The sequence below is a fragment of the Streptomyces marianii genome, assembly GCF_005795905.1.
Taxonomy (GTDB): Bacteria; Actinomycetota; Actinomycetes; order Streptomycetales; family Streptomycetaceae; genus Streptomyces; species Streptomyces marianii.
Genome location: NZ_VAWE01000001.1, coordinates 7,003,848 through 7,017,310, shown reverse-complemented (window position 1 = coordinate 7,017,310; position 13,463 = coordinate 7,003,848). Strand labels below are relative to the sequence as shown.

At 71.9% G+C, this 13,463-nt stretch carries 13 protein-coding genes; 3 read left to right on the top strand and 10 right to left on the bottom strand.

The annotated features are described in order from the left end of the window. The first annotated feature begins 57 nt into the window (after positions 1-57). A complete protein-coding gene (locus tag FEF34_RS31800; RefSeq protein ID WP_138056243.1) occupies positions 58-252 on the top strand; it encodes a DUF1918 domain-containing protein in 195 nt (64 codons plus the stop codon). A gap of 21 nt (positions 253-273) precedes the next feature. On the opposite strand, the gene FEF34_RS31795 is transcribed toward FEF34_RS31800, so the two are convergent. After that, positions 274-1,452, bottom strand: a complete 1,179-nt coding sequence (locus FEF34_RS31795; protein ID WP_456114793.1) for a glycoside hydrolase family 10 protein — start codon at positions 1,450-1,452, stop codon at positions 274-276. Between the two features lie 251 nt (positions 1,453-1,703). Here FEF34_RS31795 and FEF34_RS31790 point away from each other — a divergent pair, with 251 nt between their 5' ends. Both FEF34_RS31790 and FEF34_RS31785 read left to right on the top strand, forming a co-directional pair. Then, on the top strand, positions 1,704-2,564 hold the full coding sequence (locus FEF34_RS31790; protein WP_199800758.1) for a 3-hydroxybutyryl-CoA dehydrogenase: 861 nt from the start codon (positions 1,704-1,706) through the stop codon (positions 2,562-2,564). A gap of 264 nt (positions 2,565-2,828) precedes the next feature. Further along, positions 2,829-3,086, top strand: coding sequence for a hypothetical protein (locus FEF34_RS31785; protein ID WP_138056240.1), 258 nt, complete (start codon positions 2,829-2,831; stop codon positions 3,084-3,086). A 71-nt stretch (positions 3,087-3,157) separates the two neighbouring features. Here the strand turns inward: FEF34_RS31785 and FEF34_RS31780 are convergent, their stop codons facing one another. From FEF34_RS31780 to infC, 9 genes are all read right to left on the bottom strand, one after another. Next, on the bottom strand, positions 3,158-3,688 hold the full coding sequence (locus tag FEF34_RS31780; RefSeq protein WP_138056239.1) for an NUDIX hydrolase: 531 nt from the start codon (positions 3,686-3,688) through the stop codon (positions 3,158-3,160). A gap of 86 nt (positions 3,689-3,774) precedes the next feature. Continuing rightward, positions 3,775-5,115, bottom strand: a complete 1,341-nt coding sequence (locus FEF34_RS31775; RefSeq protein ID WP_138056238.1) for a transcriptional regulator — start codon at positions 5,113-5,115, stop codon at positions 3,775-3,777. 607 nt (positions 5,116-5,722) lie between these two features. Further along, entirely contained in the window at positions 5,723-8,257 is a 2,535-nt protein-coding gene (gene pheT, locus FEF34_RS31770; RefSeq protein ID WP_138056237.1) for a phenylalanine--tRNA ligase subunit beta, read from the bottom strand. Next, a complete protein-coding gene (gene pheS, locus FEF34_RS31765) occupies positions 8,257-9,399 on the bottom strand; it encodes a phenylalanine--tRNA ligase subunit alpha (RefSeq protein WP_138056236.1) in 1,143 nt (380 codons plus the stop codon). The genes pheT and pheS overlap by 1 nt, the downstream gene beginning before the upstream one ends. 126 nt (positions 9,400-9,525) lie before the next feature. Beyond that, complete coding sequence (locus FEF34_RS31760) at positions 9,526-10,644, bottom strand: sensor histidine kinase (RefSeq protein ID WP_138056235.1); 1,119 nt, start codon at positions 10,642-10,644, stop codon at positions 9,526-9,528. Between the two features lie 213 nt (positions 10,645-10,857). After that, positions 10,858-11,748 (bottom strand): TrmH family RNA methyltransferase, encoded by an 891-nt coding sequence (locus FEF34_RS31755; protein ID WP_138056234.1) that lies wholly within the window; start codon positions 11,746-11,748, stop codon positions 10,858-10,860. 172 nt (positions 11,749-11,920) lie between these two features. Next, positions 11,921-12,307 (bottom strand): 50S ribosomal protein L20, encoded by a 387-nt coding sequence (gene rplT, locus FEF34_RS31750; RefSeq protein ID WP_017945472.1) that lies wholly within the window; start codon positions 12,305-12,307, stop codon positions 11,921-11,923. A gap of 105 nt (positions 12,308-12,412) precedes the next feature. Further along, complete coding sequence (gene rpmI, locus FEF34_RS31745; RefSeq protein ID WP_019884943.1) at positions 12,413-12,607, bottom strand: 50S ribosomal protein L35; 195 nt, start codon at positions 12,605-12,607, stop codon at positions 12,413-12,415. A 101-nt stretch (positions 12,608-12,708) separates the two neighbouring features. Beyond that, positions 12,709-13,332, bottom strand: coding sequence for a translation initiation factor IF-3 (infC, locus tag FEF34_RS31740; RefSeq protein ID WP_138057848.1), 624 nt, complete (start codon positions 13,330-13,332; stop codon positions 12,709-12,711). Between the last annotated feature and the right edge of the window lie 131 nt (positions 13,333-13,463).

The following is a 13,463-nucleotide window of genomic DNA, read 5'->3' as shown; positions in this document are numbered from 1 at the left end:
ATACATCGGGACGTAGACTCTGAATACCGTCAACCCCCGTCAAGGAGGTCAGGCAGGATGGAAGCGAGTGTGGGAGACAAGCTGCTCGTGCACGGCCGTGTCGTCGGTCAGCACGACCGGACGGCCGAAGTCGTCGAGGTACTCGGGGACAAGGGCACCCCGCCCTACCGCGTCCGGTTCGAGGACGACGGTCACGAGTGCCTGATGTCACCCGGCCCCGACTGCGTCGTACGCCACCGCCAGCAGTCCTGATCCGAGTCCCGGGCCCGGGGTTCAGCGCGGCGGCCGGACCCGGGTCGGATAGTGGTCGGTCACCACCCTGGCCATGGCGCCGATCCGGTCCGCGACGACCTCCTTCGCCGCGAAGAAGCAGTGGCCGCGCACCTCCGGGTGGCGGCAGGCGAGGCTGAGGTGCCGGGAGAGTTCGGCCGGGTCCTGCCAGGCGGCGGGCTGAGCGGGATCGCCGGCCTTGTAGAGCGCCTCTCCGACGAACAGGTCCACGCCGGTGCCCCGGGCCACCTCGGCCCACCAGGGCACCAGCTTCGCGTAGTCGGCGGCCGCGAAACCGATGTTCCAGTACAGCTGCGGGATCACATAGTCGATCCAGCCCTGGCGGACCCACTTCCGGGTGTCGGCGTGGAGGTCGTCGTACGTCTCCACGCCCGCCCGCGTGGCGGAGCCGAGCGGGTCGGTGGAGGAGTTGCGCCAGACCCCGAACGGGCTGACGCCGAAACGGATCCCGGGGTCGATGCGCCTGATGCGTGCGGCCGTCTCCCGCACCAGCAGATCGATATTGCTGCGGCGCCACGCGGCCTTGTCCACGTACCCCCCGCCGTACCGCCGGTACGCGTCGTCGTCGTCGAAGACCTGGCCCGCGACCGGATAGGGGTAGAAGTAGTCGTCCCAGTGGACCGCGTCGACGGGATAGCGCCCGACCGCGTGCAGCATCGCGTCCTGCACGAAGGCCCTGACCTCCGGGAGACCGGGGTTGTAGTAGAGCTTTCCACCGTACGGAAGCACCCATTCGGGGTGCCGGCGGGCCGGATGGTTCGCCGCGAGACGGCCGAGGTCGGTGTGGCCGGCGACCCGGTAGGGGTTGAACCAGGCGTGCAGCTCCAGTCCGCGCGCATGGGCCTCGGTGACGGCGGTGCCCAGCGGGTCCCACCCCGGGTTCCGTCCCTGCACACCGGTCAGATACGCGGACCACGGCTCGTACGGGGAGGGCCACAGCGCGTCGGCGGTCGGCCGCACCTGGAGGATCACGGTGTTCAGTCGGCAGGCCACCGCGCGGTCGAGCAGGCCCAGCAGCTCCGAACGCTGCCGGGCCGCGGTCAGTCCGGGCCGGGAGGGCCAGTCGCGGTTGGCGACCGTGGCCACCCACATCCCCCGGAACTCCTGGGGGCAGCCCCGCCGGCGGGCCCGGGAGGGCACCGCGGCCGCGTCCGCCGCCATGCCCAGCGCGGCGAGTGCGCCGGCCGCCGTGACGAATCCCCGCCGAGTGATCTGCCTCATATGCCGGGTCATGTACCGAGCCTCCGCACCGCCGTGCGCCGCGCGTTCGCGGGCGTCCGCGCACAGCATGCCCGCCCCGGGCACCCGTCCACACGCACCGGCGGAGTAACGTCGTGGCGTCGAGGCGGGCGCCGGAACCATACGGGGCCCGCCGCACCGAGATCAGCGAAAGGCACGATGTGACCGACACTGTGGCCGGCGTATCCCGCGTCGGAGTGGTGGGCTGTGGCCAGATGGGCGCCGGCATCGCCGAGGTGTGCGCCCGCAGCGGACTCGAGGTCAAGGTCGCCGAGACCACCGGCGAAGCCCTGGAGATCGGCCGGACGCGACTGTACAACTCCCTCGCGAAGGCTGCCGAGCGCGGCAAGATCAGCGAGGAGGAGCACCGCGCGACGCTGGAGCGGCTGACCTTCACCACCGACCTGGGGGAGTTCGCCGACCGCGACCTCGTCATCGAGGCGGTCGTGGAGAACGAGCAGGTCAAGACCGAGATCTTCCAGGTTCTGGACCAGGTGGTGACCAGCCGGGACGCCATCCTGGCCTCCAACACCTCGTCGATCCCGCTGGTGAAGCTGGCCGTCGCGACCTCCCGCCCCGACCAGGTCATCGGCATCCACTTCTTCAACCCGGCACCGGTGCAGAAGCTCGTCGAGCTGATCCCGGCACTGACCACGTCGGAGGAGACGATCAAGCGCTCCGAGGCCGTGGTGGAGCAGGTGCTGGCCAAGCACGCCATCCGCGCCCAGGACCGCTCGGGCTTCGTGGTGAACGCCCTGCTCATCCCGTACCTGCTCTCGGCGATCCGGATGTTCGAGTCGGGGATCGCCAGCCGGGAGGACATCGACAACGGCATGGAGCTCGGCTGCGCCCACCCGATGGGGCCGCTGAAGCTGTCGGACCTGATCGGGCTGGACACGGTCGCCTCGGTGGCCGACTCCATGTACACCGAGTTCAAGGAGCCGCTGTACGCCGCTCCGCCCCTGCTTCAGCGGATGGTGGACGCGGGGCGCCTCGGCCGGAAGACGGGCTCGGGTTTCTACACCTACTCGTGAGCCGGGCCGTACGCCCGAGCCGCCTCCGCTCCCGGGTCGGGCCGTGCGTCCGGAGCCGCGTCGCATCCGCCTCGTCGCGTCCGGTCGCCGCGCCGTGCAGCGCGGTACGCGCCGCATGATTCGCACAGGTGTTTCACACGGGGTGTGAGGGGCGTGTCCGCATATGCCGTGCGCACACGCTCCCCGGCTCCCACCGGGGAGTGTTGACTCGGGATCGTTCGGCCGAGGGACCACCGGACGACCATCCCGAACAGGAGCAGACAGGTGACCACCGACCCCGATCACTTAGCCGCCGTCGAGGAGTACGCCGAACTGCGCCGCTCCCTCGACGTCGGCCTCGCCCGTATCGACGGGCACCTCGCCCTGCTGGCCCAGCGCCACGACCGGATCGACCGGGACCTCGACGATCTGGCCGCGCGAGTGGTGACGCTCGAGCACACCAGATGGCCCCTGCCCGCGGTCGCCGCGCTCACCGCACTGGGCGCGCTGGCGGCCGCGGTCTGGCAGGCGGCCGGCGGCTAGGGCGTGGAAGCGCCGCCAGGGCCCCGGCACGGGTACGGAGCCGTCGGGGCCCACCGGGTACCCGCCCCCGCTCATCCCAGGCGCAGATGGTGCAGCAGCAGCAGCCCCGCCGCCATGTTGGCGGCCGGGACCTCGCCGCGGGCGACCATGTCCGGGACCAGCTTCAGCGGTATCCACTCACGGCGCGAGGACTCGAAGTCGTCCTCGGGAGGGCCGATGTAGGTGGCTCCGTCCGACCAGTAGAGATGGTGCCGGGCGTCGGTCAGCCCGTTGGACGGTTCCACGGTCATCAGGTGCCGGAGCGGTCCGGGGCGCCAGCCGGTCTCCTCCTCCATCTCCCGGGCGGCGGCGAAGGCGATGTCCTCGCCGTCCTCCACGACGCCCGCGGCGAGCTCCCAGCCCCAGCTGTCGGTGATGAACCGGTGCCGCCAGAGCATCAGGACCTCGTTGGCCTCGTTGACGGCGGTCGCGACGGCGACCGGGCGTAGCCGGATCAGGAAGTGGTCGAGATGCCGGCCGTCCGGTAGCTCGACGTCCGCGAGATTGACCCTGAACCAGCGGTTCTCATAGACGGTTTGCTCGCTCAGCTTCGTCCACTGCACGGTTATGCCACCTTCCGACAAGTAGATGGCAATATCGCAGCAGGAGCTTGGGCCTAGGGGAACGCTCACAGGAGGCGCAGGAGGGCTCACATGGGTACGCGCAGGGCCCCTTCGATGACTTCGGCCGCTTCGGCGGCCTGGGCGGAGCCGTTCGCCGCCAGGTGCGCCCGCACCGTCCGGAGGCGGTCCCTGAGCCTCAGCGACTCCATCCCCCCGGCCCGTTCGGTCATCTCGACGGCCGTCCGCGCCGCCCGCTCGGCCTCCCCCTGCCTCAGCTCGATCTGGCTGAGCACGGCCAGCCGGTGCACCCTGCCGCGGTCGTGGGACGGCACGGCGGCCGCCGCGTCGGCGTGCTCCCTGGCCGCCCCCAGTTCCCCCATGCACTGCAGCGCCTCGGCGACCTGGACGTTCACCAGTCCCGGCTGCACGTAGTCCGTCTCGTCCGGCTCGTGCCCCGGGAGGATCCGCTCCGCCTCCTCCTCGGCCCGCCGGATCCGGCCCAGTGCCGCGCCCCCGTCGCCGAGATGGGCGTACGCCTTCGCCTGCATCGCGTAGAGGTCGGTGGCCAGCGCCGGGGTTATCTGCCGGCCGGCCGTCCGCAGCGCCGCCTCGGCGAAGGCGACCGCCTGCCGGTACTCCCCCATGAACAGGGACTGGTTGACGAGCAACGCGATCACGTACGCGCCGAGTCCCCGGTCGCCGCTCGCCTTCGCCAGCCGCAGCGCCTGGTGGAAGTAGCGCTGTGCGAGCCCGTGGGCGTCCGAGTCGTAGGCGCAGATGCCCGCGACGGCCACCAGACCACCGGTCGCCCGGTGCAACTGGCGGCCGAGGGCGTCGCTGTAGGCGCCACGCAGCAGCGGGGCCGCCTCGCTGTCGAGGAAGCCGACGATCCGGGAGCGGGTGGCGATTCCCCCGGCCTTGCGGTACATCAGCTCGTAGTGGGCCCGGGCCGCGCGGAGCATCGTGATGTCCGCCATGCTGACCCGGGTGCGGCCGTCGCGTGACACGTCCGCGTCCTCCGGCGGGTTCTCCCACTCCCACACGGGCATCACGGCCGGTGTGCCGGTGACCGCAGGCGCGCCGATGACATGGGGACGCTGTTGCTCGTCGGAGCGCCACAGCGCCGTGGCACGCTCCACGAAGCCGGAGAGCGGGGACCCGTGCTGGACCGCGGTCTCCCCCGGTACGCCGAGTCCGATGTCGTCGAGGGTGACGGGGCGGCGCAGCCGTACGGCGAGCACCTCGCAGATCAGGTCCGGCACCCGGCCCCGCGGGCGCTGACCCTTCAACCAGCGTGCCACGGCCGTGTGTTCGTAGCGAAGCGAGAGGCCTCTCGCCCGGCCCGCCTGGTTCACACGGGCAGCCAGACCCGCGTGCGAGATGCCCGCCTCGTCGAGCAGCGCGTCGAGCAGGGTGTTGGGCTGCATGGGCCCCTCCGTTGGCTCGGTGTGGCCCAGAGTAGTGGAGCGGGCTTCGCACGGGGTGTGAAACAAGTGCATATATCCGTGCCGTGCGCGCTCTGCCGCCGTCCCGCCTGCGCCGGTTGACTGTTCTTCCTCTCAAGGAGGCGGCCGGGCCGCCGGCTCCCCCTCGTACAGTGCGGCGGCCCGCATCCGCGCCGTCCGTCCTGCTGATCTGCCCGACACTCCGCGGCAGGACGGACGGCGCCGGCCGCGAACAGCCCTTTCCCCGTCGGTGATTGGAGGGATCAGGGCGGGAACGGCGCAGCTCCGGTGACGGACTGCGCCGGCACCCGTGTCCGCTCTTCGTGCCGCGGCGGCGTGCCCGGGGCACCGCACGGCCCGCCGTCCGGGTGGCGCGACGGCGGGGAGCGGCCCACGGGGCGAGACGGACGGCACGGGCGGGGGCCGAGCGGTCCGGCGGCCGGACGGGCCCGCGCATCACCGCGGCGATCCCCCGCCGCGACACTCACCTGTCGAGTGGGCTCGAGGGAGCGGGACGGTGGTGTGCATGCGCGAGGGGCGCGTCCGGACCTGGTCCGGACGCGCCCCTCGCGCTGTCGGCGGTGGACGCTCAGGCGCCGCGCAGCACCGCTCCGGTGCGCTCGCCGGCGAGCGAGACGGCGGCGTCGCGGGCGGCCGACGCCTCCTCGACGGTCAGCGTCCGGTCGGGGGCGCGGAACCGCAGCGCGTACGCCAGCGACTTCCTGCCCTCGCCGATCTGCTCGCCCTCGAAGACGTCGAACAGGCGGATGGACTCGAGCAGTTCGCCCGCACCCTCGTGCAGCGCCTTCTCGACGTCGGCCGCGGGCACCTCCGCGGCGACGACCAGTGCGACGTCCTGCGTGGCCACCGGGAAGGTGGAGATCCGCGGTGCCTGGAGGGCGCCCTCTCCGGCCCGCTCCAGCAGGTCCAGCTCCAGCTCCATCGCGCAGGTGCGCTCCGGCAGTCCGAGCGCCTTGATGACGCGCGGGTGCAGTTCGCCCGCGTGACCGACGAGCGTCTCCTCGCCGTCCACCGAGGCGTACAGCGCGGCGCAGCGGCCCGGGTGCCACGGCATGTGCTGGTCGGCGCGGACGGTGAGCCCGGCACCGGCCTCACGCGCGACCGCCCGGGCGGACTCGATCGCGTCCGCCCAGTCCGCGGGACGGCCCTCGCCCCACCATCCGGCCTGTTCGCGCGCGCCCGCCAGGACGGTGGCGACCCGGCGCGGCTGGTGCGGCAGCGCCGCGTTCAGCACCGCGATCTCCTCGTCGGTCGGGCGGCGGTCGACCGGCAGCACGCCCGGGACCGTCTCCTCACCGGTGGGCCGGAAGACCAGCCCGGTCTCGAAGAGCGCCAGGTCGTGCGAACCCCGGCCGACGTTGCGGCGCAGCGCGGAGAGCAGTCCGGGCAGCAGGGTGGTGCGCAGCGCCGGCTCCTCGTCGGAGATCGGGTTGGCCAGCGTGACCACCGTGCGCCGGGGGTCGTCGGCCGCCAGACCGAACTGGTCCAGGACCGCCTCGCCGACGAACGGGTAGTTCAGCGCCTCGACGTAGCCGGCGCCGGACAGTGCGCGGCCGACGCGGCGGTGCAGCCGCTGGCGGGCGGTGAGCCCGCGGCCGGAGGGCGGGGTGGGCAGCGTGGACGGGAGGTTCTCGTACCCCTCCAGCCGGATGACCTCCTCGGCGAGGTCGTTCGGCTCGTGCAGGTCGGGACGCCACGACGGGACGGTCACCAGGAGCTCGTCCTGGCCGTACACGTCGCAGCCGACTTCCTGCAGCCGGCGGACCACGGTCTCGCGGCCGTAGGCGACACCAGCGACCCGGTCCGGGTGGTCGGCCCGCATCGTGATGGTGCGCGGCGCGGACGGGGCGACGATCTCGGTGACCCCGGCCTCGGCGGTGCCGCCGGCCAGCAGGACGAGCAGGTCGACGGTGCGCTGCGCGGCTGCGGCGGCGGCCTGCGGGTCCACTCCTCGCTCGAAGCGCCGGGACGCCTCGGAGGACAGCTTGTGGCGGCGGGCCGTGCGGGCGATGGCGACCGGGTCGAAGTGGGCGGCCTCGACGACGACCTCGGTGGTGCCGCGCACCTCGCCCGTCTCCGGGTCGGTCTCGGAGTCGGCGATCTCCGTGTTCGCCCCGCCCATCACGCCCGCGAGGCCGATCGGCCCGCGGCTGTCGGTGATGACCAGGTCCTGGGCGTCCAGGACGCGCTTGACCCCGTCGAGGGTGGTGAACTTCTCGCCGGCCTCGGCGCGGCGGACCCCGATCGGGCCGTCGAGCCGGTTGCGGTCGTAGGCGTGCAGGGGCTGGCCGAGCTCCAGCATCACGTAGTTGGTGATGTCGACGGCCAGCGAGATCGGCCGCATCCCGGCCTTCTGCAGTCGGCGCTGCATCCAGATCGGCGAGCGGGCCTCGGGGTCGAGCCCGACGACGGTGCGCGCGGTGAAGCGGTCGCAGCCGATCGGGTCGGCGATCCGCACCTGGTAGCCGTAGGAGTTCGGCGCGGGCACGTCGAGCAGGGCCGGGTCGCGCAGCGGCAGCCCGTAGGCGGTGGCGGTCTCGCGGGCGACACCGCGCATCGACAGGGCGTAGCCGCGGTCGGGGGTGACGGCGATGTCCAGGACCTCGTCGTACAGCTCCAGCAGCTCGGTGGCGTCGGTGCCGACCTCGATCTCGGGCGGGAGCACGATGATGCCGTGCGTCCCCGCCCCCCAGTCACCCAGGCCGAGCTCGTCGCCGGAGCAGATCATGCCGCGGGACATCCGGCCGTACGTCTTGCGCTCGGCGATGCGGAAGTCGCCGGGCAGGACGGCGCCGGGCAGCGCCACGACGACCTTGTCGCCGACGGCGAAGTTGCGGGCGCCGCAGATGATCTCCTGGGGCTCGCCGGTCTGGTTGGACCGGCCCACGTCGACCGTGCAGAAGCGGATGGGCTTCTTGAACTCGGTCAGTTCCTCGACGGTCAGCACCCGGCCGACGACCAGCGGGCCGGTGAGCCCGGCGCCGAGCTGCTCGACGGTCTCGACCTCGAGGCCGGCCGAGATGAGTTTGGCCTGTACGTCACGGCCGGTCTCCGTCGCCGGCAGGTCGACGTACTCCCGCAGCCATGAAAGCGGGATCCGCATCAGATCTCCATCCCGAAGGGCCGGGTGAACCGGACGTCACCCTCGACCATGTCTCGCATGTCTTCGACGTTGTGGCGGAACATCAGCATCCGCTCGATGCCGAACCCGAAGGCGAATCCGCTGTACTTCTCGGGGTCGACGCCGCAGGCGGTCAGCACCTTCGGGTTGACCATTCCGCAGCCGCCGAGCTCGATCCAGCCCTCGCTGGAGCAGGTGCGGCAGGGCCGGTCCGGGTTGCCGACGGACTCGCCCCGGCAGACGTAGCAGACCATGTCCATCTCGGCGGACGGCTCGGTGAAGGGGAAGAAGTTCGGCCGGAGCCGGGTCTTCATTCCCTCGCCGCCGAAGAGCGCGCGGACCATGTGGTCCAGGGTGCCCTTGAGGTCGGCCATGGTGAGGCCCTCGTCCACGGCGAGCAGCTCGACCTGGTGGAACACCGGGGTGTGGGTGGCGTCCAGGTCGTCGGTGCGGTACACGCGGCCGGGGCAGATCACGTACAGCGGCGGCTCGCGGTCCAGCATCGAGCGGACCTGTACGGGCGACGTGTGCGTGCGCAGCACCACGCCGGAGGCGGACTCGTCCCCCTCGCCGCCGGTGCCCTCGGCGCCCCTCACGAAGAAGGTGTCGTGCTCACCGCGGGCGGGGTGGTCGGCCGCGATGTTCAGCGCGTCGAAGTTCAGCCACTCGGTCTCGACCTCGGGGCCCTCGGCGACCTCGTAGCCCATGGCCACGAAGACGTCCTCGATGCGCTCCGACAGCGTGGTCAGCGGGTGGCGGGCGCCGGACGGGGTGCGGTCGTGGGGCAGCGTGACGTCCACCGCCTCCTCGACCAGCACCCGGGCGTCGCGCTCGGCCTCCAGTTCGGCCTGGCGCGCGGCCAGGGACTTGTTGACGGCACCGCGGGCCTGGCCCACACGCTTGCCGGCCTCGGCCTTGGCGTGCGGCGGCAGGGCGCCGATCTCACGGTTGGCGAGCGCGAGCGGCGAGGTGGGGCCGGTGTGCGCGATCTTCGCCTCGTGGAGCGCGTCGAGGTCGCCCGCGGCGGCGAAGGCGTCGAGCGCCTCGTCCCGCATGCGCTCGATCTCTTCCGGTTTCAGTGCCTCGACCTCGACAGGGTCGTACGACTTGTTGGGTGCCGACATCTCTTCCCGTGCTTCCGATGGGGTGGCTGGGGCCCCCGCTCGACGACCGAGGACGCAAAGGTGCCAAAGGACGAGTTTAGCGGGGTGACGGTACGCGAATGAGCCCGTGGGCCGCCGGGGCGCCTATCAGGTGAGATAGGCGGGCGTGCCCACGGGCAACGTAAATCGGAACTCCGCGCCGCCGCCCGGGCCGCGGCCCACGGTGATCGTCCCACCGTGCGCCTCGACGATGCCCTTCACGATGTACAGGCCGAGACCGGTGCCACCGCGCTTGCTCCCCCGCCAGAAGCGGGTGAAGACACGGCCCATCGACTCCTCGGGGATGCCGGGGCCTTCGTCGCTCACGGTGACGGCCGTTCCCTTCTCATCGCTGCTGCCGAACGCGGGTGCCACCTCGATGGTGACCGTTCCGTCCCCGTGGCGCACCGCATTTTCAAGGAGGTTGCCGAGAACCTGGTCGATCTTGTCGGGATCCGCCCACAGCTCGGGCAGGTCGTGGTGGACGCGGACGAAGAAGCGGTCCGGGGACTGGCCGCCCGCGGTGTACGCCTGGACGTGGCGGCCGACGGCGGCGGCGACGTCGACGGGCTGGCGCCGCACCTCCAGCCGGCCGGAGTCGATGCGCGAGATGTCGAGGAGCTCCGCGATCAGCCGGGTCACGCGGTTGGCATCGGCGTCGACGGTCTCCAGCATCAGCCGCTTCTGGTCGTCGGTGAAGCGCTCCCACTTGGCGAGCAGGGTGGCGGTGAACCCCTTGACCGAGGTCAGCGGGGAGCGCAGTTCATGGGCGACGGTGGCGATCAGCTCGGCGTGGCTGCGCTCGGTGCGGCGGCGCGCCTCGGTGCCGCGGAGGCTGACGACGACGCGGAGCACGGGGCCCGTGGGCGCCTCGCGTACGTAGCGGGCCGAGACCAGGACCTCGCGGCCGCCCGGCAGCAGCAGATTGCGCTCGGGCTGGCCGACCCGGGTGGCGAGGCCGCCGTAGGGATCGGTGAGCGGCCACCAGCGGCGCCCCTTGAGGTCCTCCAGGGGCAGCACGTGCTCCAGCGGCCGGCCGAGGGCGCGGGCGGCGGGCACGGCGGTGATGCGCGCGGCGGCGGCGTTGAAGCAGACGATCCGGCCGTTCTCGTCGGCGACGACGAGGCCGTCGGGGAGGTCGTCCGGGCCGATGCCAGGACCCGCGCCGTCCCCGGCGCGTGCCAACGCCAGGAACGCCTCGGACGGCCCGCTGGTGCCGACAGTCATCCCCGTACCCCACCTCTCGAACCGGTGCAGTGGGTCCCCGAGCCCGTCACCCTACTAGTCGGTGGTGACGGAGCGACACCCTGCGTCCACCGGTGGTCGACGTCGGCCGAAGCGTGGCCGGAAAGCGGCGCCGTCCGCCCGGACTGCCGGGCGTCGCCGGCCGGGCGCACTCGCGGCGCGGCACGGCCGGTACCGCCGGACGGGCGGACTGGATCAGGCGGGTCCGGAGGGACCGTCGGACCCGTCCCGGCGGCCGGTGGCGGCGCTGCAGCCGCCGGGGTTGCGCTGTGCCCGTGCGGAGGCGTAGAGGCAGACGGCGGCTGCGGTGGCGAGGTTGAGACTCTCGGCCCTGCCGTGGATCGGCACGCGAACGACGGCGTCGGCGAGTGCCCGGGTCTCCTCGGGGAGGCCCCACGCCTCGTTGCCGAAGATCCACGCGGTCGGCCCGGACATGGTCCCGGCGTCGAGCTCGTCGTCCAGGTCGTCCTCACCGGCGCCGTCGGCGGCGAGGACGCGCACGCCCGCCGCCCCCAGCCCGCTGACGGCCCGCTCGACGGGTACGCCGACCGCGACGGGCAGATGGAAGAGCGAGCCGACCGAGGCCCGGACCGACTTGGGGTTGTAGAGGTCCACCGAGGCGTCGGTGAGCACGACCGCGTCGGCACCGGCCGCGTCCGCGCAGCGCAGCACCGTGCCGGCGTTCCCGGGGTCGCGCACGTGCGCCAGCACGGCCACCAGCCTCGGACGGGCGGTCAGGATGTCCTCGAACGGCGAGTCGAGGAAGCGGCAGACCCCGACGAGGCCCTGCGGCGTCACGGTCTGGGAGACCTCCGCGAGCACGGTGTCGGGTGCGTGGTGGATCCGGGCCCCGGCGGCACGGGCGGCGTCGATGATGTCCGCGTAGCGCTCGGCGGCCTCGACGGTGGTGAAGAGCTCGACGAGCGTCGGCAGGCCGTCGCCGCCCCGGTGCGCGACCGCCTCACGCACGGCCTGCGGTCCCTCGGCGAGGAAGAGCCGCTCCTTGGAGCGGAAGTTCCGCTTGGCGAGCCGCCGCGCGGCGACGACCCGCGGAGACCGCGGGGAGATCAGCTCGGGGGTCCCCATGGGGGCTCTCACTTCCTTGTGGCGTTCCGCGGTACGCGGGCGGCGGCGCGTTCGGTGCGGTGCGTAACGTGCGGTGCGGTGGTACGGCCCCGCACGCGCCGGTCCGGAACACACTCGGACCCGCAGACCGTCGGCCTGCGGGTCCGGGCTGTCGTCCGGTGGGACGCGACCGTCAGGCCGCGGCCTTCGGGGCGTTGACGTCGCTCGGGAGCGCCTTCTGGGCGACCTCGACGAGCGCGGCGAACGCGTTGGCGTCGTTGACCGCGAGCTCCGCCAGGATCTTGCGGTCCACCTCGACGTTGGCGGCCTTCAGACCCTGGATGAAGCGGTTGTAGGTGATGCCGTTCGCGCGGGCAGCGGCGTTGATGCGCTGGATCCACAGCTGGCGGAAGTCGCCCTTGCGCTTCTTGCGGTCGTTGTAGTTGTAGACGAGGGAGTGGGTGACCTGCTCCTTCGCCTTGCGGTACAGCCGGGAACGCTGACCGCGGTAGCCGCTGGCCTGCTCGAGGATCGCCCGGCGCTTCTTGTGGGCGTTGACTGCCCGCTTGACGCGTGCCACTTTTTGACTCCTTGTAGCGGGGCCGCGGTTGTCCTCACACGGCCCGGAAACGAATTGGTCCCGGTCTTGCCCGGAAGCCCCCGGTCACCGAGGGCGCGAGGTCAATCAGATGCCCAGCATCTTCTTGATCTTGGCGGCGTCACCCGGGGCCATCTCGGCGTTGCCGGTGAGGCGACGCGTCAGCTTGGACGACTTGTGCTCGAGCAGGTGGCGCTTGCCGGCACGCTCGCGGAGCACCTTGCCGGAGCCGGTGATCTTGAAGCGCTTCTTGGCACCGCTGTGCGTCTTGTTCTTCGGCATCGCGCCGTTCTCTCCTCGTCAGTGGCGCTTCCGTCACCGGCCGCAAACCGGCAGGCGAAAGCGTCAGATGTATCGGTTGATGTCCGGGACGGGCCCCGGAATCAGGCCTCGGCGGGCTCTTCGGGGGTGGCCGCGGCCTGCGCGGACCGGTCCCCCTGGCGCTCCGCCTTGCGGGCGGCCTGCGCCTCACGGGCCTCGGCCATCGCCTCGGTCTTCTTCTTGTGCGGACCGAGAACCATGATCATGTTGCGGCCGTCCTGCTTCGGGTTCGACTCCACGAAACCGAGGTCCTGGACGTCCTCCGCCAGCCGCTGCAGCAGCCGGTAGCCGAGCTCCGGCCGGGACTGCTCGCGACCACGGAACATGATCGTGATCTTGACCTTGTCGCCCTGCTTGAGGAACCGGACGACGTGACCCTTCTTGGTGTCGTAGTCGTGCGGGTCGATCTTCGGCCGGAGCTTCATCTCCTTGATGACCGTGTGCGCCTGGTTCTTGCGCGCCTCACGGGCCTTCATGGCCGACTCGTACTTGAACTTCCCGTAGTCCATGAGCTTGCAGACCGGCGGACGGGCGTTCGCCGCCACCTCGACGAGGTCGAGGTCGTACTCCTGCGCAAGCTCCAGGGCCTTGGCAAGCGGAACAATCCCGACCTGCTCGCCGCTGGGACCGACAAGTCGCACCTCGGGAACGCGAATCCGGTCGTTGATGCGGGGCTCGGCGCTGATGGATCCTCCTCGGTAGCACCACGCGGCGGTCTGGCGGACAGCCGCGCAACGTCTGTTTCTGTACGGACCAACCGCGCCGGTGCAACAAAAATGCCCCGACGGGACACAGGCGGGGCTCCTCGGATACCGGA